This is a genomic window from Schinkia acidoalkalinis (assembly GCF_054301215.1).
The window spans coordinates 2739013-2762368 of the sequence record NZ_CP182573.1 but is presented as its reverse complement, the minus strand read 5'-3'; the positions used below and the strand labels follow the sequence as shown (position 1 = coordinate 2762368).

Sequence of the window (23356 nt, the reverse complement as noted above, 5' to 3'; positions counted from 1 at the left end):
ATCACAATATTTTTCAAAGCCTCAAACAACCTACAAATAACAGGCTAATCTATCAAAACCTTGACACCCTTAACAATGTTCCAAATTAAAATACCTAAATTAATGGCACCAATAAGCAAGATCATCATAAAGCCGCCCGCAGCTAGTAATGTCGGCTCCCCGCCAGAAAAAACCAATGGAATGCCAAAAAGCAAAATTGAAAGAAATGGGATGAAATGTGATAGAAGAGCCTTTTTCGCATGCTCTTTTACTTCAGGGTCATCAACGATAAAATAAACGGCGATTGGCAAAATAAAACCAGCAAAGAATATGCTGAAATAACACAGAGAAGATATCAAACGATTCGTATCCACGAAATTCATCTCCTTTTTTCACTCTACCCATATATACGAATGGAATTTCATTTCGTTTCATTGTGAAGATAAAAACTTGTTACAAAAAAACACCAGCTGGGCCATAAAGCCTTGCTGATGTTTTTTTAAATTTATGATTTTGATTCGAGTTTTTGCAGGCGCTCTTCCATTCTTGCGCGGTCGCGTTCGATGATTGGTTTTAAGTACTTGCCTGTATAGGATGCTTCCACTTCGCAAATTTTTTCCGGTGTACCGGTTGCAATGATTTGACCGCCTCCGTCCCCGCCTTCAGGACCCAAATCAATAAGGAAGTCCGCTGTTTTGATAACATCTAAATTATGTTCAATGACAAGGACTGTATCGCCATTGTCCACCAGGCGCTGTAATACCTTGAGTAGCCTTGCGATATCATCGGCATGCAAGCCTGTTGTTGGCTCATCTAAAATATACAAGGACCGGCCTGTTGAACGGCGATGCAGTTCTGATGCCAGCTTCACACGCTGCGCTTCCCCACCTGATAACGTTGTCGCCGATTGTCCCAGTTTTATATAACCAAGGCCGACATCAGCAATCGTTTGCAGCTTTCGCTTGATTTTTGGGAGATTCGCAAAAAACTCCAAGGCATCATCAACCGTCATTTCCAAAATGTCCGAGATATTTTTATCCTTGTATTTAACCTCCAGCGTTTCACGGTTATAGCGTTTGCCATGGCAAACTTCACATGGCACATAGACATCCGGTAAAAAATGCATTTCAATCTTTATAATTCCGTCGCCACGGCAGGCTTCACAACGACCGCCTTTGACGTTGAAGCTAAAGCGTCCTTTTTGATAGCCGCGAATTTTTGCTTCATTTGTCTGCGCAAACACATCACGGATATCATCAAAAACACCGGTATAGGTAGCCGGGTTGGACCGTGGTGTCCGGCCGATTGGCGATTGGTCGATATCAATAACCTTATCCAATTCCTCGATGCCTTTGATTTCCTTATGGGCACCTGGCTTGCTTTTTGACTTATACAGCTTATGTGCAACGGCTTTGTATAGAACTTCATTGACAAGCGTACTTTTTCCTGAGCCAGAAACGCCCGTTACACAAACAAAGGTTCCAAGCGGAATTTTGACCGAAACATTTTTTAAATTGTTTTCCTTCGCCTTAATAATTTCTAAATACCGATCATTTCCATTTCGTCGCTCAAGCGGCAGCGGAATGAATTTTTTCCCAGACAAATATTGACCTGTTAGGGAGTTCGGATCGTTCATGACTTCTTCAGGCGTCCCTTTAGAGGTGACACGTCCGCCATGAGCGCCCGCACCGGGACCAATATCGATGAGGTAATCAGCAGCCATCATGGTGTCCTCATCATGTTCAACAACGATCAGCGTGTTGCCGATATCGCGCATATCCTGTAAGGTCTGAATAAGCTTGTCATTGTCGCGCTGATGCAAGCCAATGGATGGCTCATCTAAAATATAAAGCACACCTGTAAGCTTTGAGCCAATTTGTGTAGCCAAGCGAATACGCTGCGCTTCCCCACCCGATAATGTTCCGGCTGAACGAGATAGTGTCAGATAGTCCAGACCAACATTGACTAAAAAGCCAAGCCGTTCCTTGATTTCTCTAAAGATAAGTCTCGCAATATTCATCTCTTTTTCGGTTAATTGAATTTTAGAGAAAAATTGGTTTGCTTCTCCAACCGATAGCTTTGTAATTTCTCCGATATGCTTGCCGTCAATCAGCACGGCAAGACTTTCTTTTTTAAGACGGTTACCTTTACAAGTTGGGCAAGGCTTTTGAGCCATATATTGTTCCATCTGCTCACGGATATAATCCGATGACGTCTCATGAAAACGACGGGCAACATTGCCGATGACACCTTCAAATTCAATATAGCCTTCACGGGTCTGGCCAAAATCGGATTCGTAACGGAAAAAGATCTTTTCCCCGTCGCTTCCATAAAGTATTTTATCTAAAAGATGCTTCGGGATATCTTTGACTGGTACATCCATATCAATACCATAATGCTCACAAACGCTTTGTAAAAGCTGCGGATAATATTGTGAGCTTGTAGGCTCCCAAGGTGCAATTGCATTTTCGTTTAAGGTTTTATCCCAGTGTGGAATAACTAAATCTAAATCAACCTCTTGTTTAACTCCTAAGCCATCACAGCTTGGGCAGGCCCCAAACGGATTATTGAAGGAAAACATTCTCGGTTCAAGTTCGCCGATGGAAAATCCACATTCAGGACAGGCATAGTGCTCACTAAACAAAAGCTCCTCTACATCCATCACATCAACGATGACATAGCCTTCACCAAGCTTTAACGCCGTTTCAAGCGAATCGGCCAAGCGTGAATTAATGCCCTCCTTTACAACGACGCGGTCGATGACGACTTCAATCGAATGCTTTTTATTTTTCTCAAGCTTAATCTCATCGCCAATTTCCATCATTTCGCCGTCAATACGGATACGGACATAGCCTTGTTTTTTTATATCCTCGAAAACTTTAACATGCTCCCCTTTTTTTCCCCTAATGAGCGGTGCGAGAATTTGCAGCTTTGTCCGTTCTGGATATTCCAAAAGCCGGTCCACCATTTGCTGAATCGTCTGGGATGAAATTTCAATCCCGTGAGTTGGGCAGACAGGATGGCCGACGCGGGCATAAAGCAAGCGCAAATAGTCGTAAATTTCCGTTACTGTCCCAACCGTTGAACGCGGGTTATTGCTTGTTGTTTTTTGATCAATGGAAATCGCCGGTGATAATCCTTCAATGGAATCAACATCCGGCTTGTCCATTTGCCCTAAGAATTGCCGGGCATAGGCAGATAATGATTCTACATAGCGCCGTTGTCCTTCCGCGTAAATCGTATCAAAGGCAAGCGACGATTTCCCGGACCCAGATAATCCTGTTAACACAACAAGCTTATCGCGCGGAATGGTGACATCGATATTTTTTAAATTATTTGAACGGGCGCCTTTTATGACTATATTTTCAACTGCCATTTTGTTCTCCTTTCGATTCCTCTATATGAAACCAGTTACCTCTCAGCTTTTAATTCCAATAATAAATCACGAAGCTCGGCCGCACGTTCGAAATCCAGTGCTTTGGCGGCTTCCTTCATCTCTTTTTCAACCTTAACGATTAACTTTTCACGCTCTTGCTTAGGCAGCTTTGCTTTTGGCTTCTTTGCATCATATGTTTCCTGCTCTTCTGCGGCAGTTGTAGCACGGATGATATCATGAACTTCTTTTTGAATCGTCTTCGGTGTAATGCCATGCTTCTGATTATATTCTTCTTGAATCGCACGGCGCCGCTTCGTTTCATCCAACGCAATTCTCATTGATTTTGTAATATTGTCGGCATACATAATGACATGGCCGTTGGCATTCCGCGCTGCCCGTCCGATGGTCTGAATCAATGACCGTTCTGAGCGCAGGAAGCCTTCTTTGTCCGCGTCTAAAATTGCGACGAGCGAAACTTCCGGAATATCAAGGCCCTCCCGGAGCAAGTTAATGCCGATTAAAACATCATATTTTCCAAGGCGGAGATCACGAATGATTTCAATCCGTTCCAATGTTTTTACTTCAGAATGCAAGTAGGATACCTTCATGCCGATTTCTTTTAAATAATCGGTTAAATCCTCAGACATTTTTTTCGTTAACGTTGTGACGAGGACACGCTCATTTTTCTCAACCCTCGCATTAATTTCACCAATTAGATCATCAATCTGCCCTTCAATTGGACGCACATCAATTTTCGGATCAAGCAGTCCGGTTGGACGGATGATTTGTTCAATCACTTGCGGTGCGTGCTCTAGCTCATACGGACCAGGTGTGGCGGATACAAAAATTGCCTGTGGGACTGTTTTTTCAAATTCCTCAAACATTAACGGCCGGTTATCAAGAGCGGATGGGAGGCGGAAGCCGTGGTCCACCAACACTTGCTTACGCGCCTTGTCGCCGTTGTACATGCCGCGCACCTGTGGCAGCGTCACATGGGATTCGTCTACGATAAGTAGGAAATCCTTTGGAAAATAATCAAACAATGTATATGGCGTTGAGCCTGGCGGGCGCAACGTTAAGTGGCGCGAATAGTTTTCAATGCCTGAACAGAAACCCATCTCCCTCATCATTTCGAGGTCATAACGAGTCCGCTGCTCCAGCCGTTGCGCTTCCAGCAGCTTATTATTTTCATGAAGCTCCTTTAGTCGTTCTTCTAATTCAGCTTCGATATTTTCAATCGCTATTTTCATTTTTTCTTCACGTGTAACGAAGTGGGAAGCCGGAAAAATAGCAACATGCTCGCGATCGCCTAAAATTTCTCCAGTTAGGGCATCAACTTCACGAATGCGGTCAATTTCGTCGCCAAAAAACTCCACACGAATACAATGCTCGTCACGAGATGCCGGAAAGATTTCAACAACATCTCCACGTACGCGAAACGTTCCACGCTGGAAGTTTATATCATTTCTTGAATATTGCACATCGACGAGGTTGCGCAGCAATTGATCGCGTTCTTTTTCCATCCCAACTCTGAGCGAAACAACTAAATCGCGATACTCCTCCGGAGAACCTAAACCGTAAATACAGGAAACGCTGGCCACGATAATTACATCATTTCGTTCAAACAGCGACGATGTTGCTGAGTGGCGGAGCTTATCAATCTCATCGTTGATGCTCGCATCCTTCTCAATATAGGTATCCGTATGCGGAACATAAGCCTCCGGCTGGAAGTAATCGTAATAACTTACAAAGTACTCCACCGCATTATTCGGGAAAAATTCCTTAAACTCACTATAAAGCTGCCCTGCCAACGTTTTGTTATGGGCTAATATTAAAGTTGGCTTGTTGACCTCTTTAATAACATTGGAAACTGTAAATGTTTTACCAGTCCCAGTAGCCCCAAGTAAGGTTTGATACTTTTTCCCCTGGTTAATTCCTTCTACCAGCTTTGCAATCGCTTGCGGCTGATCTCCACCTGGATTATATTTCGACTTGAGATCAAATTGATTATTCTGCACGGTACATACCTCCGTTCAACCGTTTAATGTAGTCTATTTTTTTGCAAGACAAAAGCTCCGTTCAACTGATAAATTCTGTATGTATTGTATCACACCTATGATACAAATCGCCAATTTTAACGAACGGGTATTCGATTTATTTTGGTACTAAAATACAAAAAGCATGGCGGTCAAATCCCCATGCTTTTCTCTTAATATTTTTTTCTATTAGATTTCTTTAGGCCTTTTCCCATTTTGCTGGCCACGATAAAGCCGACAACAACGGAAATAATCCATGTGACGGTCACGATTGTTGGCTCTCCATACCCTTTAAAAATAGCAAAAATAATTCCGATTGTTAAAAGAGTACTTATATAATGATTAAAAGTCACTCTTGTTAAAAATATGACCATTAAAAAGGGCGCCAAAACAGCTAGGATAACTTTTGTCATTTAGTAAAGGGTCCCCTTCCGCATTCATCTACCTTTAAAATTTACCATACTGATTTATAATTAACAATTTACTTGTTTCACAAAGACGACTTCTAAAAGTAATATTCTATACAAATTTTTAAAATTCATTCTTTTGTCAATTTTTACACCTCGAATTTTGTATAAAAATGTTTTAAAATATAATTGTAGAAAGCGTTTACAAAACTTTTGGGGAAAAGGGGAGTTTTCTATGGAAGTCAATGGATTTATTATTGAGGAAAATGGTAAAGAGAGCTACATTCCAAACAGAAAGACTTATTTAGTGTATCACCCAGTTTATGACGGTTTCTTTAAGGTATATGAAAGCAATTCCTTGGATGAAGCAGTCAAGTGGTGTGAGAAGCAAAACTTTAGTGACTGGACAAGAGAATTAGAAGCAGTTGCTTTATGGTAGGTTTTCCACTAGAACCAACGCATGGGGCGCGTTGGTTGTGAACTAGATAGAGATAAAATTATGGTAGGTCATTATGACCTGCCTTTTTTGATAGGTAGTTTAAGTAAAAATATAGCTAATTTACTGGTGCATAGCTTTATTTCATCGATGTGTTATCAAGTTCCTACTTTTTCACCCTATAGTATTGAAAGCGTCTTTCTTTAACAGAAAATAAACGATTTCTTCGGCATCATTTATCATCAAACCTTGCTTGATTAGTAAGTCTTTGGCTTCTGTAAGAGTACCAATAAAATGCACAGCGCCTTCTTTCATCACCGCAAAACGGTTACAAGTATGAATAATCTCACTCATGTCGTGGGTAATATATACAATGGTTTTTCCTTGTTCCGCCAATTTCCCAATGAAGTTGTTTATCTCCATTTTAGACTCAATATCGATCCCTACTGTTGGTTCATCCATAAGCAGTATGGAGGGATTATGGATCAGCGCAGTGATAATATTAAGCTTTCTCTTCATACCTCCCGATAAATGCGATACTTTTTCATTCCATTTATCAGTCAACTGCATGACCGAACATAGTTCAAATAAATATTCTTTTGAAATCGATACATTAGAAAACTTACTCCAAAATAATAGATTGTCCTTTACTGTTAACTCAGCTAACAAGGCAACATCTTGTGGCACGTAACCTATTAATTTTCGAATTTTCTTTTTATCTTTTTCCAACAACAGTCCATTTATCGTGACAGAACCGGATGAAGGATTGTGAATCGTTGCTAAAATAGATAGTAAGGTGGATTTTCCAGCACCGTTTGGGCCTAACAATCCGAATACTTCCCCATGCCTAATTTGCAATGTAACATCCTTAAGCACCTTCTTCTTACCAAAGGTTTTAGATATACCATTCATATTAATCATAAAATCTCTCCAACTTCCAAATTGATACAATCCAAATCACACAAGAAAGAACAATAACAAGCACGATATGCCAACTAGTAAATGTATGATTCATGAGCCAATGCTGTGGGAAAATCTCCCCTATCGAAGCAAATCTCAAAGAAAAATTCCCCAATGGAAAGAAACTTCCACCGATTATATTCACAACAAATGTCAGCAACAAACCTGTGCTATAATAAGCGCCTACACTTCTTACATGAGAGGCCAAGCCAATACTGAGTGATAAACAAAAAAACAAAAACACTAGCAACTCTATAAAAAGCGAAGGTTGATGAAGGGAAAAGGAATGTCTTAGTAAAAATAAGCTTACTACTGCCTGCACCACTAACAGTAGAAAATAGGCTAAACCCGTTTGAAGTAAATAGGCTCGTATACTTAAATAAGTTGTTCTCATCCTTATAAAAATAGTTTTCCGTTCCTTTAATAAAGGCTCTGTTAAAACGAAGTTTGCTAACATCGTAAAAGCCATCCAAAATCCTAGATAAATATTAAATGTAGAACTAGTTTCTTCCTTATTCATCACGACGGAACCCATATTTTTATAATCAATAGTCATCAAAGGTTTGGGAATCCATTGATGATCTGAATAGGCATAGGATGATTTCCACAACTCGTGCGCTTGATTAGCTGTAAGGCTTCTTTTCATTGTCAAATAATCAACAACCCAATTTGCTGCCTTTATATTACTAGTAATTCTTGTAACCTCACCTGCCATCATTTCTTGGACAACAGCTGCTGCCATTGTTAAAGGAGATGTCCAAAGCTCTACCACATTTTCTCTTTTTTCTTTCAACAATTGTTCGGAAAAGGAGTCCTTGATGATAAATACACAATCTACCTCTCCTCTTTCAAGCAAACGCATGGCCTCCGACCTGCTTAATTCTATCATTTCAATTCTGTCCTGCTTTTTCATCCTATCAACAATAAGCTTAGAATAGTCTGTTTGATCTAAATCAACGATGGCAACTGGAATCGCTCCTCGCTCCTCAGTTTCCTGTAGAAATCCTCCCAATAAAGAGGCCAGGATTCCAGGAACAACGAGGAACACAAAAAGAAATAGTGGTTTTTTACAAAGTTGAATGAGTTTATTCTGACATATCCGTAACCTCATGCTTCCCACCTCTGTTCGCGAAGCGTTGAAAAAAATATAGTAAGCAAAAACTGTACAATCATAATGAAGAACAAGGATAAGGGCAGAATAGATTCTTTTTCACCCACTAACGAAAACAAATGTTGTAAGGCCATTGTATCGACACTGTATCCACTAATGGTTTCAAGCCATTTTGGCAGGAAAGACGTCGGAAAGAAATGTCCACTAATAATGGAACTAATAAAAAGTATAGGAATGCAAAAAAATAAATAAATCTTCAAACTGCCTATAAACGTATAAAACATCATAAATAAAGATGTAAATGTTGTCATAATCAAAATACTTGTCAACGCCATTAATAGAAAAGGAATATCTAGCTTTAATAAAATGTCCATCGCTACACCTACTACAATGGCCGCACTATTTAATACGACTAGTAACGCAAGTAGGTCAGCCATATTTTTTTGAACAGGCAGGACACCCCGTGACAGCAATCTATACGAAACTGTTGTCAAAACCTCTCTTTTTAATAAAAAAACACTACCAAAGCCCCATATAAAAAGAGTTAGTATGTAAAAAGATATACAATAATATTGCTTTAGATTGGAAAGGTATAAATGATGATCATGCTTTTGTTGATAAATTGAGTTTCGACCGATAATATGTAAGGAAAATGAGACGATGCTTTTTTTATATTCAGCCCTGAGTTCCTTTTTTGATATCTCTTCAGAGCTTATAAATTCGTATATTGTATTAATTCCGCTCTGTGCAGCCGATGTTAAATTTGCCGCACTTTCAACGAGGTAACGAATTAAGGCAGCTTGTAAAGGCTGGTTTTTATTTCCAATGACGGATACGGGTGTGTTTTTACCATTACGTACATCCTTGCTAAAGCCTTTTGGAATTTTCAAAATGCCCGCTACCTTATTCGCTTGGATTAATTCATGAGCAGTTTTCTCGTCCGTTTGAAGCAATTCTACTAACTTTTCCAGTTGTTCATGGTCCTCTAGTTGTTTAATGACCAAAGCAGTTTCTACCGTGTTGTCTTGGTCTACAATTGCCATCTTAAAAGGGGCCACTACTCCCTCTTTTTCTAGCAATTGTTCCAATATTAAAATCAGGCTGGCAAACAGCATTATCGGAATGACTAAGAAAAGCAGTAAAGTTCTCCAGTTTATTATTAATAATTTTGTTTGAAATGAAAATAAAACCCAAATATTTCGCATAAGCATATGCTCCACTATCGCTAATTTGTATAAAAATAAGGCTGGTTCAAAAGAGATCCGCTCCAAATAAATGGAGTCAGACCCCTTTGTTACGAGTCAGCCTCTTCATCTGAAATTTATTTATTAATCATAGTCCGTTGTTAACCAATCGGCAATTGCACGAGCTGTTTGCTCATCTACTAAGCCTGCCGGCATCGCGCCCCGACCATTGACAATAACAGAATATACTTCATCAGTACTTAGTCTTGAACCTACTGTATCAAGACTTGGACCAACTCCACCTTCTAAATTTTGACCATGACAGGCAGCACAGCTATTGGCAAAGGATGAATCCCCATCAATATTAGCATCCGCTGTAGTGTAATTATCTTCTTCATATCCATATTGCTGAGCATTATAATTTTCAGTCAACCACTCAGCGACCTTTCTAGCATCATCCTCTTGGAGTAAACCTGCTGGCATGGCGTTTCTACCATAAGCAATAATATCAGATACTTCCCCAGGGCTCAGTCTTGAGCCTACTGTTTGTAAATCAGGACCAACTCCGCCTTCTAAGTTTTGCCCATGACAAGAAGCACAACTTTGCGCAAACAATTCGGATCCAGATTGATCATAATAAGAGGTGTAGTTATTATTGTCATAATCACCCGTTTTACTGTAACTTTCATCAAAAAGAGAAGAATCATTTTGGTAAGACATCTCTTCATTTAAACCAAGTTCATCTAATAAATTAATAAAACGGTTGCCTATTTCCTCCTGAATGTCATAAATGTCACTCTCTTTAATTTCGGCAACATTAACTCCATCCTTTGTGTTTAACGGTGTAATCTTTAAATCTTCTTTTATTGCTGATTTTGAATCAAAACCTAATTTTAACTTTCCACTCTCGTTGTCATCGTCAAAAGTAATAGCAAAATTTAACTTTTGATTAGATGTAAGCTTCTTTAGGTTCGTTTCACTTTTTTCTGTTAACGTTCCACTAACAGCATGAATTGGGCCATAATAATCAGAACCGTTAAGCTTAAGATCAAAATCACGTGTAACATCTAATTTACCATTTTGATATTCTTGAAAATCAGAACGAAGGTTCAATGCTATGTCTGCAAGAACATCACTAGAGTCCTTAAGGTAGAATTTCACGTTCATGTCTTCCACACGCTGCTTATTTTCATTCTGAATATCATTCGAAGCAGAAAGGGTAAGCTTTGATTTTTGATCTGATTCCGGTATAACTTCAACTTTCCATTCCCGGAAGTGATTGCTCGTTTCATAAGGTATGTTTTTACCTGAAACGTTAAAAGCAACATTTTCATTATCATTACCAATCGTAAATTCATTGGTGCTGTCAACAATTTGTTCCTTTTTGTCAATTAAAATAACGGACTTAAATCCCTCTGGGAAGGAGATTTCATCCAATCCTGCCTTCATATCCTTAAGAGAGTCCCTTACATCAGCTTTCATCTGCTCAGAATCGGTCAAACCTTCATCGTGTTGAGCAAATTGATAGCTTTCCCCGACCAACGCAAGCCGGTCCGCAATCATCGAATGAAGCTCTTCATCTTGAATCAATTGATCAAGCAAGGCCTTTATGAATACCTCGGTTTCCTTCGGCGTTAACGTAAGGGTAATCTCCCGCAATTTCAATGTCTCACCATTATAATCGTAGGAAACCCCTTTCTTAATTGAAAAATTCTTTTCATCTAAATTCTCGACTAGAAACTTCCCATACCGTTTAGATAAAGCTTTTAATTCTTCTTCTGTCAGTCGCAACTTATTCCAATCCAACTTATTTAATTCAAGCTTTTCTGGGCCTTCATAGGATGAATCTAGGTTCCGCATAAATTGTCCAAACTGATTCGTATTTAAATAAAAAGCTTTATCGTATAAAACAGGAACACTAACACCTATCAAATTAGGAGATTGATAGATATTAAAGTCAAGCGTATTTGCTCCGTCCATTTGTAAACCCATGTTTACTTTATTCACATTATTTTTTATATCTTGTTCACTATTAATCATGATTGCAACTTTTGACAATACTTCTTGAACAATGGCTGTCTCTGAATTCATTGCATCTTCAGGCAGTTCAATATTACCTGTTATTTTTAATTGATTACTTGATGGTTTCTCTAAAAGCATTTTCTGGAATTCATATTGCTCTCCATAAACTTCAGCCCAATCTGACTTTAACTGTTTAAACGTGTTATACTCTGATAATAAATAAAGTGATTTTGGAGACTTTAAAAGGTTAAATGCATATGTAGTTGTACCCAGTATAACAATGACAATTACAATGGCGGATATGATCCATTTTGGGGGTATTCTTTTCTTGATACTTCCCTTTACCTCAGTCTCAGCAGTCGCAGAGGCTTCCTTAGCAGGCTGTTCAAGCCTAACATCTTGAACTGAGTGACCACATGACGTACAAAATTTTGAAATTTGGTCTAATCCCGCTCCGCAATTTTGACACAGGATTACTTCTTGTAGATTATTACCGCAATTCCGACAAAATTTATTGCCAGTCTCATTTTCAACACCACAGTTTTTGCACTTCATAACGCTCTCCTTTCCACAGAAACGATGGATTTTCGATAGTATAATTGACCTATGTATAAAATATTTTACAATACATTTATAGTGTTTTTTGTCGAATATTGGCGAATCTCGAAAAAACATCAAACTTTGTAGACATTTTAGATTGTTCATTTTATAGGTATTATTTACCATACAAAATTTACTTTCTTAAAAAAAGCAAAAAAGGTAACAAGGAAAATCAATCATACTGCCCCTTGTTACCTTTTTTGAATAGACAAACTAAAACCAATACGTCATCGTATCAAAAACACCAAGAACAATCATCATCCAACCCGATACCTTCTGAACGATTGCGCCAACTTTTCGGCCCTTCTTTTTCATTTGCTTCCCGTTTATATCGAAATACCAAATTAAGAAAATAGCAATAATCAATGGTACAGAGGTTCCTATTGCAAAAATGCTTGGTAAAACTACCCCATAGGATGTTGATAAAACAATCGGCATTAACGTTACAAAAAACAAAATAAACATCGTTGGACAAAACCCCAGCGAAAATCCAACACCAAGAAAGAAAGCACCTAATTTGCCTTCCTTTAGCTTTTCTGGGATTTTCCCAAGAGTAATAAACCAATTCATTTTAAAAATACCAATCATAAAAAGGCCGATAAAAATAAGGAAAGGCCCTACAAGTTTACGGATCCATGGAAAGAATGCTGGCAATTGATTTTGAAACTCACGCCCCAAGAGCCATACCAATAAGCCCAAACTTGTAAAGACCATGATTTTCCCTATGGTAAACCAAATAACATGAAGCCATGGTACCTTTTCCTGTAATGAACGGCTTCCATATAACGTAATGGCCCCGAGGTTTCCGGTAAATTGACAGGGAGCAACCGCGCCAACTAACCCTAAGAAAAACGCGGCTATCATTGGGGTGCCTTCAAATCCGTATGCTAATCTCATAAATGGTTGGCTTAGAAAATTACTAATGCCACTAAAAATCTCATACACGCTTGTATTCACACCCTTACCATCAAGAAAGTTTTTGTTTTAGCCGATCATATTCCTCTTCGGTAATTTCTCCCCTTGCCAACCGCTCTTTTAAAATATCTGTATGTGCTTCGCTTTTCGGATTTTTACCGTTCAAAAATGTTTTTAGAAAATAAACCCCAAGAAAAATCAATATACCCCAAAAAAGAAGCATTCCCATCATCATCATACCGCCCCCTTGGAATCCTAAGCACTGATCAATCCAGCTCATCATTCCGGATCATATCCTTTCTTATTAATAATGTATCAGGAAATTGTGCAGATTCTTTGGAGTTGTTACCCCCATTTATATCCTAATCCCCAAACTGTTTTTAAATGTTCTTCGATTGGAAATCCTGCTTTTCTACATTTATCTCTAATATTTCGAATGTGAGAATCAACCGTTCTCCCCTCCGTATTAGACTCAAGTCCCCATATCTTTTCAATTAATTTTTCCCGGCTGAATACGGTTTTCTTGTTTTGCAATAAGAGGCCAATCATCTCAAACTCCTTAGGGGTAAGATTAATAACTTCACCATTAAATAACAGTTCATGATTCCCCTCATCCCAAATCAGGCCATTTTCTTCGATTTTACTCGGTGGACTTACTCTTCTAAGCAATGCATGAATGCGTGCCAGAAGTATCTCTTCCTCAAACGGCTTCGTTATATAATCATCTGCACCAATTCCTAGACCTTTTACCATATCGGAGCTTTGATCCCTTGCTGTCAACATAATAATGGGGACTTTTGAAAAACCTCGAATTAGCTTGGCAGTTGCCCAACCATCAATTTCCGGCATCATGATATCAAGCAAAACTAAATCAACCTCATGATCCACGAGGTAATTAATGGCTTCATGTCCATTTGTCTTTGTAATACATTCAAAGCCATGCGGCTCCAAATACAGTTTTACTAATTGCAGCATCCGAACCTCGTCATCAACTATTAATATACTCTTCAATTTGCTCCACCGTCCTTTAATTCAATTGTAAATGTCGTTCCTTTATTTATTGCACTTTCCACTGAAATTTCGCCGCCATGGCTCTCAACAATTTTTTTCACAATAGCAAGTCCAAGCCCACTTCCTCCGGTTGAACGCGACCGGGATTTTTCCACTCGATAGAGTCGATCCCATATATACGGAAGCTCTTCTTCAGGAATCCCTTCTCCCTCGTCAGAAATAGTAATGGTAGTACTAGTTTTATTTTGGTCTACTTCAACTGATACGGTTGAATTTACTGGTGAATGCTTGAGGGCATTGTCTAGCAAGTTTATAATAACTTGTCTAAACCGTTGCTCGTCGATTTCCACACCAACGTTTGGTGCACATTTGATTTGCAAATTTATATTTACTTCATAAAAAGCAGGCCGAAATTTCTGTTGGATTTTTTCTAAAAAATCTTTCATCATGACTGGTTGCTTATGAATGGTGAATTGATTTTCATCCATTTTTGCCAGCTCAAATAGATTGTTTATTAATGCAACCACATTTCCTGCTTCTTCCTTAATAATCGATAGGTACTCATCCCTTTGTTCATTGGTCAAATTCGGCCTTGTGGCAATATCTGCATAGCCCTTTAAATAGGTTAATGGTGTTTTAAGATCATGAGATATACTTGATAAAAATTCATTTCGATCATTTTTTAAACGTTCAAGATTATTTGATAAAAATTGAATTGATCTAGCTAAATCACCAAGCTCATCATCACGGCCGGTATTTAATTTATTTTCATGAATCCCTTGACTCATTTGCTCTGTAACCTTTTTCATCTCAATTAATGGCGTCACTATAAACTTTGATAAGATAAAAATGGTAATCAAAGTGATGAATATCGAAATCACACCAATTAGTAAAAATTGATTTGTTAATTGATGGATCATGTTGCGAATCGATAAAGTATCGAGGAACATGAACACAAATCCTTCTACCTTCCCATTCAAAACAATGGGACTTTCAGTTGCCAAATACTTTTCCGTTTTCCATCTGCCCTCCAACAGCTCACCATGGTGGGTATAATGCATGGTTTTGCTTTTATTCATTAACGCTTTCATACCACTAGTAATCTTATTGGAAGATTGAATGACATGGAGGTTGGCATCGGTAATCACCACATCGGTGGCTGCTTCCGTTTCCATTAATGCTACATGCATAATGGTCGATTCTTTGAAGTTTTTTTCCAACACATTCCGATGCGTCGTTCCCCTCGCCAGCAAATTGGCTGTTTCACTTTGAATTCTTTCACTAACAATCCCTTGGTACAAAAAGAAAAATAGCATCGTTTCAATTAACAATATAAATATAAAAAACAGCAGCCCTAGGCGTATCGATAGTTTGTTCATAAATTTCTCCCTCACAAAAAACTACAATTATATTATAGGATAAAACTTTGCAGAAACTTTCGAGAGATTGATAAAAAATGCGTCACGGTGACCTTATATCAATAAATCTGTAGATTTCCATCAAATTTTATGCTATAAAAAATTAATCTAATGTTAATATTTAATTAACAATAAGTTTAGACTAGAAGTCTAGACTTGAAATTATAAAATAAAATTTATGTTGGAGGATTTTTGGTGAGTAGTTTAATTGATATTTTTTTGCATCTTGATAAGCACTTAAGTCTTTATATGAATGAATACGGGCTTTATATTTATCTCATCCTGTTTATTATCGTTTTTTGTGAAACAGGTCTTGTTGTTTTGCCGTTTTTACCGGGGGACTCCCTTATATTTGCGACTGGGGCTTTAGCGGCAGCCGGCTCCATCAAATTTTTCCCTATTTACTTAATTTTTTGTATCGCTGCCATAGTCGGAGATACTGTGAATTACTCTATCGGGCATTTTTTAAGAGAAAAGGTTACGGCTCGTGAGAACATTCGTTTTATTAAAAGAGAATACTTGGATCAAACCACCGCATTCTTTGAAAAACACGGTTCTACAACCATCATTCTGGCAAGGTTCGTACCCATTATTCGGACGTTTGCGCCTTTTGTAGCCGGAGTGGGGACAATGCCATACCGGACATTTATTTCTTTCAACGCAATTGGAGGAATTCTTTGGGTTACCATCGCCTTGTTTGCGGGCTATTTCTTTGGTAATATCCCAATCGTTAAAGATAACTTTAGCATCGTGGTTATTGGAATCGTTGTAATTTCAGTACTGCCAATTATATATACTTTTATTAAAAATAAAATGGCAGCAAAAAAGGCTTAAGCACAAAAAAAGGGATGTCCAGACTAACGTACTGGGACGTCCCTTTTACTTTATCACTCTAAGTTGGCAGATAAAATCAATTGTATCTCCGTTCCTTCTCCCTCTTTGCTTTTTATTTTGATTTCACCTTTATGCAGTTTCATAATACTTTTCGCAATATAAAGCCCTAACCCAGAACCACCAGTTTCCCGGCTCCTTGCTTTATCCACCCGGTAAAAGCGCTCAAAAATATTTTCAATTTCCTCCTGTGGAATGCCAATACCGTAATCCTTTACACGGACAATGGCGTTTCCCTCAACTTTATCTAGGAATACCTCAATTTTATCATTACTATATTTAATCGCATTATCTAGCAAAATGATGATGACCTGTTTGAGTTTTAATTCATCAGCCATAATAAGAATGGGTGATTGTTCATAATGCAAACTAATTTCTCTCTTATATACTTGTTTCATCTGCTTCAAGATGGTTTGGCAAAACGATACGAGATTGACCACACCCATTTCCAGCTCTATTTCTTTTTCTATTGAGGCTACATCTAGGAAAGTTTCCGTCATTTTTTGAATTCTGGTTGCTTCGGAGTAAATCGCTTGGATCGCTTCCTCAGCCAGTTCCTTATCTTCTAGTCCATGTCGCTTTAGCAAGCTAGCATAACTTTTGATAACGGTTAACGGTGTCTTCAATTCATGGGATGCATCTGAAACAAACTGGGACTGCTTTTTGAAGTTTTCCTCCAGCCTGTCAATCATCCGGTTGAACGTATTTGCCAATGTTTGAAGTTCATCCTTTGTATCATTCTGAAGCATTATTTTTTTCGGAACACCGCTTCGTTCAATATCTTCCATTGTGTTAATCATGTTTGAAATCGGCCTCATAATGATATTTGACAACCATTTGCCGCTAAGCAATGATAAGATAACGGCTAACACGGTACTGACTCCTAGAATCCATAAAAGGATATCTTTCCTTGTTTCCAGCCCTTCCAGCTCTTCAGCAATTTCTAGACTTGCGTTATGAAAGCCTCCATCCCTCATGGGAACGCGAACAATTAAGACCTGCTTTTCCTTCCCCTCTACCGCAATACCCCGTCTCTCAAATTCTGGTGTATTTACAAATTTCCCTTTGATTTTATTGGCAAGTGCATTTTCATTCGTTACTTCATAAAGGATCCGTCCCTTTGGCTCCAAGATTCGAATATAGGAATTTTCAGTTAAATTATTCTTTAATTCACTTTGGATTCGGCTAGGTGTGTCATTGGCACGAATATTTTTTACAATATCCCCAGCTTTTTGAAAGCCCATATCCTCTTCCATCTTAAGTGTCGTATTCATGAATAAAATGAACACAACGACATTAATCAAAATTAAGATTAGGAGCATCCAAGCCGTTGTTAATAGATTAATTTTTAACGTAATCCTCATCTGTGTTCTCCTTTATGGAATAGCCGATACCTCTAATTGTAGTAATAAGTGGACTGGAAAAACCGTCTTCTATTTTTTTTCGCAAATGGCGGATGAACACATCAATCACGTTCGTTTCCCCCTCATAATCATAACCCCAAACATTCAGAAGGATGTTTTCCCTGGTCACTACTTTATTTTTGTTTACAATTAAATACACGAGCAAGTCATATTCCTTTGGAGTTAACACAATGGAAGTGCCTGCCCTTGTTACCTCTCTTGTATCCGTATTGATTTCTAAATCTTTTACGGAAAGAATGGAGTCATCCTCCTTCAGACCACTTTTCGAATAATGGCGCAGACAAGAACGAATTCTTGCTAACAATTCCTCGATTTCAAATGGCTTTGTTACGTAATCATTGGCACCTTGATCAAGACCCGCTACCTTATCAAATGTGGTATTCCGTGCCGTTAGAAGAATAACAGGAAGGTTCTCTTTTTCCTTTCTTAGTCTCCTTAGCACCTCAATTCCATTTAATTTCGGAAGCATCACATCCAACAGAATTAAATCGATTTCACTATGTAAGGCCGTTTCCAGCCCGGCTTTCCCATCATATTCAACCGTTACCTGGTAACCCTCATATTCAAGCTCCATCTTTAAAACACGGGCAATTTGTATTTCATCCTCCAAGACCAAAATATGGGTTTTCACGTTCTATTCCCCCTAACATCCTTTACCTTCAATGTAACACTCCAAAGGGGTAAATTTCATTATTTTAATGGAAGGTTTCAGTTTCCAAGTCTTATTTTTTTAGTTTTTTTCTTCCACAAATAATAAAAAATAAATAAAAGTAAAATGAAAAAAATTAAATAAAAACTGTATTTGGTTACATACGTTTCTACTTGTCCCCAATTTTCCCCTAGTATTCTTCCCAAGGTGATAAAAGTAAAAGCCCAAATGAATGCCCCACTATATGCATAAACAATGAACTTTCTAAAAGGATAGTTATTGATTGCTGCAATATAAGCTGCTAGATGCCGTACTCCAGGTATAAAGTAGCCAATGAATAGAACAGTAGGTCCGACTTTCTGAAATAAGTTCTTTGTCAAATCGATTTTGGATTCAGTAATGTGAAATTTAGGCCCAAATTTCTTCAACAATGGTAATCCGAACCTATAGCCAATATAGTAACTAAGAGAAATTCCACCGATGGCACCTGAAAACGCACTCAACAAAGAAAGTATGAAATTTAAATTACCTTGAAAGACATTGTAGCCTACATATGTCAATAGAATCTCATCAGGTATCGGAAGACCTACAATACCGCCAATTAACACTACAATGATTCCTAAATATCCAAAATGCTCAATTAAGAAGTTTATCTGCTGCATAATGATTTCCCACCTAGTTTAATTAGGATCAGATAACTGTGTAATTCAAATAATTCAAATAAACTTATTAAATATGACATATAAATGCCTCCATTTGGTTCTAACTAAATACAATGTAGCACGATAAATGAATGCATTTTCTATATTCATTAATTCTTAATTATGAATTAATCTAAAAAAAAGATTCATGCTAACTCCTAAGGCTTACGAATTCTCCATTTTTAATTAGCCTTTTCTATTTCTTATTCCGTTATTCTTTAAACGGGGTTTTGCACTTTAATGAAAAATTAATGTTTTATTAAGTGAACGTAAAGGCTAGTTTCGTATGATTTAAATACTCTATATTGATTGCAATGCCATTTTTGAAAAGGAGCCATATATATGACAATTTCAATATTAATTCCTTCTTTCAATGAATCAAAAAATATTCCATTAATATATACAGAACTTTCAAGGGAGTTCGCAAATAGTAAATATAGCTATGAAGTCATTTTTGTTGACGATGGCAGTACGGATGATACATTAGAACAAATAAAAGCATTAGCCTCCACACATTCAGAAGTTCAATATCTTTCATTCTCAAGAAATTTTGGGAAAGAATCAGCATTATATGCTGGGTTGGAGCATGTAAAAGGCGAGGCTGTCATCATTATGGATGCTGATCTACAACATCCAACAAGTCTTGTTCATCAATTAATCAGGGGGTACGAAGAAGGATTTGACCAAGTGATAGCCCAAAGAAACCGAACAGGAGATTCGTTTCTAAGGAGTAAACTTTCCCAGCTCTATTATTCGATTATGAAGCAGTTGGTCGATGTTGATTTAAAGGACGGACAAGGGGATTTTCGTTTACTTAGTAGGAGAGCAGTTGATACGGTATTAAATCTAGGTGAGCGCAACCGTTTCTCTAAAGGTATTTTTTCTTGGATTGGCTACAAACAGAAGGTGATTACCTATGATAATACAACTCGGGCAATCGGAGAATCAAAATGGTCCTATAGGAAATTGATTGACTATGGTATTGAAGGTCTCGTCTCTTTCAACCACAAACCATTACGCCTTTGCCTATATACTGGTTTTATCATTCTTTTTCTTGTGATTATCTACATTTTACTTATGATAATTGAAATCATGTTTAATGGAATCAAGGTTCCTGGTTATTTTACAACCATTTCCTCTGTGTTACTTTTAGGTGGGGTTCAATTAGTGAGCTTAGGAATCATCGGAGAGTATATTGGGAGAATTTATTTTGAAACAAAACGGCGGCCAATTTATTTAATACAAGATACCAACATAAGAAAGGAAAATGACCATGAAAAAGGAACACAATGAATTTATTCGATTTGTGTTGGTTGGTGGAATCAATACAGTCAATTACTACCTTATTTATTTGGTTTCTTTTCATTTTCTAACTATTTCTTATATGATATCCCACTGGGCTGCTTTTCTTATTAGTATGGTAATATCATTCTTTTTAAACGTTTATTTTACGTATCATGTAAAGCCAACATTAAAGAAATTTCTTCAGTTTCCGTTAACACAAATTGTAAATTTTTCAGCGTCTTCTATATTAATGTATGTATTGGTTCAATGGTTTGGAGTTAATCAATATATCGCACCCATTATATCCGTATTTTTTACAGTACCGATTACATTTTTATTAACGAGTAAAATTCTAAAGCGTGAAAAGGTGGTTTCATGATTAGAAATAAACACTTCCTTCTAATTTGCGGAAGCCTAGTGTTATCCATAGTTGCACATGCCTTTTTTATTTATCAAACGTTACATGGAACCTATATGGTGGGGCCAAATGATGGACTGTCACAAATGGTCCCATTTCGAAAAATGTTATATGATCAATTCTCAAGTGGGAACTTCTTTTATAGCTTTCAATATGGGTTAGGGGGCGGTACATATCAACTCGCCTACTATTATGCTGATAACATATTCTATTTTTTTGTTTTTGGGATTGTTTTTATTTTGGATAAGCTTTCCTTTATCCCTACACCTGATGTCCTTTTTTGGGCGCAGGCCTCCGTGTATATAAGTATTGTACGGCTGACTATCATCTTGATACTAACAACCTATGTGTTTCGATATATGAAAATTAAAATGGGATATGCTTTTATTGGTGCCTTCTTTTACGGAGGAAGTATCATCTATTTCCGCCATGCTACGTATTGGGAGTTTTTTGCTGATGCATTTCTTTGGTTGCCATTATTTGTTTTAGGAATTGAAAAAATAATAAGGGAACAAAAACCAATTACCTTACTTGCAGCTGTTGCCATTTCGATGTTTGACAATTTCTATTTTGCTTATATCCATTTCATATTTATGGGGATCTATATTATATTACGGTGGATCATTCCATTAACAGATCATGAAAAGACCCGTATAAAGCAACTAGTTTTTAGTGTCATGCTTGGTGCAGGAATCAGTGCTGTTTCATTTATTCCCGCAGTCTATGGGTTTCTCCATAATTATCGCCCAACGTATGAAGATACGATTCACCTGTTTTCCTTTCATGACAATGTTCTTCTTGGTAGCAACACCTTATTACTTCCATTAATTGTCGTGATGTTTTTATTCGTTAAAAAATATTATCAAATACCATTGTTTAGATTATTTGCAATCCTAACGATCCTTTTTACTTTTTTTCATTATAGTCCCAGAATGGCTAGTGTATTTAATGGGTTTTCAGCCCCTCAATTTCGATTTGAATATATTGCATCGTTTGCTGTAGGTGGGGCCATTAGTGTAGGGTTAATGAATCTTTCAAAGATAACAAAAAAGGATGTAGGCAAATCGTCAATCTATACCTTCTTCACTTTCATTATTTTTTATATGATCGATAGTAAAATGAAGGAGATTAAATTTGAGGAAATTATTCTTTCAATTTTATTATTATTACTTTATTTTTTAGTAATCAAAAATAAGAAAAATACTATGATTTTAACTAGTTCTATACTTGCAGTTAATATAGCAACGCTTACGATTGGTCAGTATGAAATATTTAGTAAAGGGAACGTCAAAGCTTCTACCTATGAATATATGACGGGTGATACCTATGCATCAGCGGAACAACGTAAACTTATTGAAGCTATTAAGAGCCACGATAAAGCTGAAATGTCCCGAATAGATTGGATGGTAGAGGATCGAAATAACACTCCAATCGTAGAAGACTTTAACGGTGTCAGTGTTTATTCCAGTATATTAAATCAAAATCTTTTATTTTTTTATTATCATCATGTAAACATTGATATGAAACGGGAAAGTGTTAGCCGTTACAACAGTTTCGGTGACCGCGCTAATTTATACAGCCTATTGCGCGGAAAGTACATCATGTATAAAAAAGGAACCGAAAAAAACCTCCCATATGGATTTAAAAGATATATGGAAAGTAATCATTATGTTGTTTATCGCAACGAACATGTACTGCCTTTTGTACGAACAACAAAGACTATATATAATGAGGAAACTTTACATCAATTTCCTGTTATTGATAGAGAACATGCCATGTTAAATGGAGTCATTATGAAGGATCCCGAAGGACCTACTGATGAGCCAAGCAGAAGTGAAGACTTATTCTCAAAGGCAAATATCCAACCAGTAATGGGAACCTATAAAAATGGTCAATTACAAGTGAGCGGGGATATGGGTGGGGTCGATTTAAAGTTGAATAATCTTTCTACCAATATAAAAGACCTTTATCTGTCTTTTTATTTGAAAAATAATAGTAAAGATGCACCTTTATTCCCATTGTATGTAAATGAATTCGAAACGACTAGAAAATCTCAAAAATCTATTTATCGTACAAAAATCAATCAAATAACGGTTCGAATTCCAAGAAAAGATACAATCTCTATTCGAGTGCCCAAGGGCAGCTACACCTTAAAGGATTTCCATCTTTTTTCAGAGGACTATACTTTACTTAAAAAGAAAGTTATAGAAAAAACGAATGATGCGACAGCAAAGATTGAAAAAAACAAGGTTCACGTTCATTTACAAAACAATAATAACGATACCTATATGATTCTTCCACTGCCTTATGAAAAGGGGTGGGAGTGCAAAGTAAATGGAAGAAAGCAAAAAGTGATTGAAGTAAACTATGCTTTTATCGGGATTCCTATTGAAAAAGGGGAAAACAATATTGAACTTTCTTTTTACCCACCCTATTTTATTGAAACGTTGTTGATCAGTTGTATTTCCTTGCTCATTTCATTTGTTTGGATTAAAAAAGGCAAATATATACAGTAATTAGTGAAGCGTACCCAA

19 protein-coding genes and 3 pseudogenes are annotated in these 23356 nt (G+C 37.3%); 5 read left to right on the top strand and 17 right to left on the bottom strand.

The features are described from left to right. Positions 1-44: 44 nt before the first annotated feature. The 4 genes from ACNQFZ_RS13945 to ACNQFZ_RS13930 all read right to left on the bottom strand — a co-directional run bounded on the left by ACNQFZ_RS13945 (position 45) and on the right by ACNQFZ_RS13930 (position 5804). On the bottom strand, positions 45-362 hold the full coding sequence (locus ACNQFZ_RS13945; protein ID WP_458411942.1) for a DUF4870 domain-containing protein: 318 nt from the start codon (positions 360-362) through the stop codon (positions 45-47). Positions 363-484: 122 nt separating this feature from the next. After that, positions 485-3355, bottom strand: coding sequence for an excinuclease ABC subunit UvrA (gene uvrA / locus ACNQFZ_RS13940; protein WP_458411941.1), 2871 nt, complete (start codon positions 3353-3355; stop codon positions 485-487). A gap of 35 nt (positions 3356-3390) precedes the next feature. Further along, positions 3391-5373: an excinuclease ABC subunit UvrB gene (gene uvrB / locus ACNQFZ_RS13935; RefSeq protein ID WP_458411940.1), complete on the bottom strand. Its 1983-nt coding sequence runs from the start codon at positions 5371-5373 to the stop codon at positions 3391-3393. A 191-nt stretch (positions 5374-5564) separates the two neighbouring features. Continuing rightward, positions 5565-5804 (bottom strand): DUF2198 family protein, encoded by a 240-nt coding sequence (locus tag ACNQFZ_RS13930; RefSeq protein WP_458411939.1) that lies wholly within the window; start codon positions 5802-5804, stop codon positions 5565-5567. Positions 5805-6033: 229 nt separating this feature from the next. Between ACNQFZ_RS13930 and ACNQFZ_RS13925 the strand changes: the two genes are divergently transcribed. Continuing rightward, complete coding sequence (locus ACNQFZ_RS13925; RefSeq protein WP_458411938.1) at positions 6034-6237, top strand: hypothetical protein; 204 nt, start codon at positions 6034-6036, stop codon at positions 6235-6237. A 171-nt stretch (positions 6238-6408) separates the two neighbouring features. Here ACNQFZ_RS13925 and ACNQFZ_RS13920 read toward each other — a convergent pair whose 3' ends face one another. The 10 genes and pseudogenes from ACNQFZ_RS13920 to ACNQFZ_RS13875 all read right to left on the bottom strand — a co-directional run bounded on the left by ACNQFZ_RS13920 (position 6409) and on the right by ACNQFZ_RS13875 (position 15416). Further along, a complete protein-coding gene (locus ACNQFZ_RS13920) occupies positions 6409-7155 on the bottom strand; it encodes an ABC transporter ATP-binding protein (protein ID WP_458411937.1) in 747 nt (248 codons plus the stop codon). Continuing rightward, complete coding sequence (locus ACNQFZ_RS13915; RefSeq protein WP_458411936.1) at positions 7148-8305, bottom strand: ABC transporter permease; 1158 nt, start codon at positions 8303-8305, stop codon at positions 7148-7150. Before ACNQFZ_RS13915 ends, ACNQFZ_RS13920 begins: the two co-directional genes overlap by 8 nt. Further along, positions 8302-9510, bottom strand: a complete 1209-nt coding sequence (locus ACNQFZ_RS13910) for an ABC transporter permease (protein ID WP_458411935.1) — start codon at positions 9508-9510, stop codon at positions 8302-8304. The genes ACNQFZ_RS13915 and ACNQFZ_RS13910 overlap by 4 nt, the downstream gene beginning before the upstream one ends. Positions 9511-9633: 123 nt before the next feature. Beyond that, positions 9634-9837: pseudogene (locus ACNQFZ_RS13905) on the bottom strand (c-type cytochrome); the annotation flags it as partial. Positions 9838-9918: 81 nt separating this feature from the next. Further along, a pseudogene (locus ACNQFZ_RS13900) lies at positions 9919-10107 on the bottom strand (c-type cytochrome); the annotation flags it as partial. A 1827-nt stretch (positions 10108-11934) separates the two neighbouring features. After that, positions 11935-12066 (bottom strand): annotated as a pseudogene (locus ACNQFZ_RS13895) (zinc-ribbon domain-containing protein); the annotation flags it as partial. A 258-nt stretch (positions 12067-12324) separates the two neighbouring features. After that, on the bottom strand, positions 12325-13056 hold the full coding sequence (locus ACNQFZ_RS13890; protein WP_458415392.1) for an urease accessory protein UreH domain-containing protein: 732 nt from the start codon (positions 13054-13056) through the stop codon (positions 12325-12327). A 22-nt stretch (positions 13057-13078) separates the two neighbouring features. Then, positions 13079-13309 carry an SHOCT domain-containing protein gene (locus ACNQFZ_RS13885; RefSeq protein WP_458411934.1) on the bottom strand — a complete coding sequence of 77 codons (231 nt, stop codon included), beginning with the start codon at positions 13307-13309 and terminating at the stop codon, positions 13079-13081. 62 nt (positions 13310-13371) lie between these two features. Continuing rightward, positions 13372-14037, bottom strand: coding sequence for a response regulator transcription factor (locus ACNQFZ_RS13880; protein WP_458411933.1), 666 nt, complete (start codon positions 14035-14037; stop codon positions 13372-13374). Then, complete coding sequence (locus tag ACNQFZ_RS13875; protein WP_458411932.1) at positions 14034-15416, bottom strand: sensor histidine kinase; 1383 nt, start codon at positions 15414-15416, stop codon at positions 14034-14036. The genes ACNQFZ_RS13880 and ACNQFZ_RS13875 overlap by 4 nt, the downstream gene beginning before the upstream one ends. A gap of 234 nt (positions 15417-15650) precedes the next feature. On the opposite strand from ACNQFZ_RS13875, the gene ACNQFZ_RS13870 reads away from it, so the two are divergent. Continuing rightward, on the top strand, positions 15651-16289 hold the full coding sequence (locus ACNQFZ_RS13870) for a DedA family protein (RefSeq protein ID WP_458411931.1): 639 nt from the start codon (positions 15651-15653) through the stop codon (positions 16287-16289). A gap of 53 nt (positions 16290-16342) precedes the next feature. On the opposite strand, the gene ACNQFZ_RS13865 is transcribed toward ACNQFZ_RS13870, so the two are convergent. From ACNQFZ_RS13865 to ACNQFZ_RS13855, 3 genes are all read right to left on the bottom strand, one after another. Beyond that, the gene (locus ACNQFZ_RS13865) at positions 16343-17710 is read right to left on the bottom strand and encodes an ATP-binding protein (RefSeq protein ID WP_458411930.1); all 1368 of its coding nucleotides are present in this window, start codon (positions 17708-17710) and stop codon (positions 16343-16345) included. Then, a complete protein-coding gene (locus ACNQFZ_RS13860; protein ID WP_458411929.1) occupies positions 17688-18401 on the bottom strand; it encodes a response regulator transcription factor in 714 nt (237 codons plus the stop codon). The genes ACNQFZ_RS13865 and ACNQFZ_RS13860 overlap by 23 nt, the downstream gene beginning before the upstream one ends. Before the next feature lie 77 nt (positions 18402-18478). Beyond that, on the bottom strand, positions 18479-19081 hold the full coding sequence (locus ACNQFZ_RS13855; protein WP_458411928.1) for a DedA family protein: 603 nt from the start codon (positions 19079-19081) through the stop codon (positions 18479-18481). 381 nt (positions 19082-19462) lie between these two features. Here ACNQFZ_RS13855 and ACNQFZ_RS13850 point away from each other — a divergent pair, with 381 nt between their 5' ends. The 3 genes from ACNQFZ_RS13850 to ACNQFZ_RS13840 are packed head-to-tail and all read left to right on the top strand — an operon-like array spanning position 19463 to position 23338. Further along, positions 19463-20413 carry a glycosyltransferase family 2 protein gene (locus tag ACNQFZ_RS13850; protein ID WP_458411927.1) on the top strand — a complete coding sequence of 317 codons (951 nt, stop codon included), beginning with the start codon at positions 19463-19465 and terminating at the stop codon, positions 20411-20413. Continuing rightward, positions 20394-20783: a GtrA family protein gene (locus tag ACNQFZ_RS13845; protein ID WP_458411926.1), complete on the top strand. Its 390-nt coding sequence runs from the start codon at positions 20394-20396 to the stop codon at positions 20781-20783. Before ACNQFZ_RS13850 ends, ACNQFZ_RS13845 begins: the two co-directional genes overlap by 20 nt. Next, positions 20780-23338 carry a YfhO family protein gene (locus ACNQFZ_RS13840; protein WP_458411925.1) on the top strand — a complete coding sequence of 853 codons (2559 nt, stop codon included), beginning with the start codon at positions 20780-20782 and terminating at the stop codon, positions 23336-23338. The genes ACNQFZ_RS13845 and ACNQFZ_RS13840 overlap by 4 nt, the downstream gene beginning before the upstream one ends. Positions 23339-23356 lie beyond the last annotated feature (18 nt).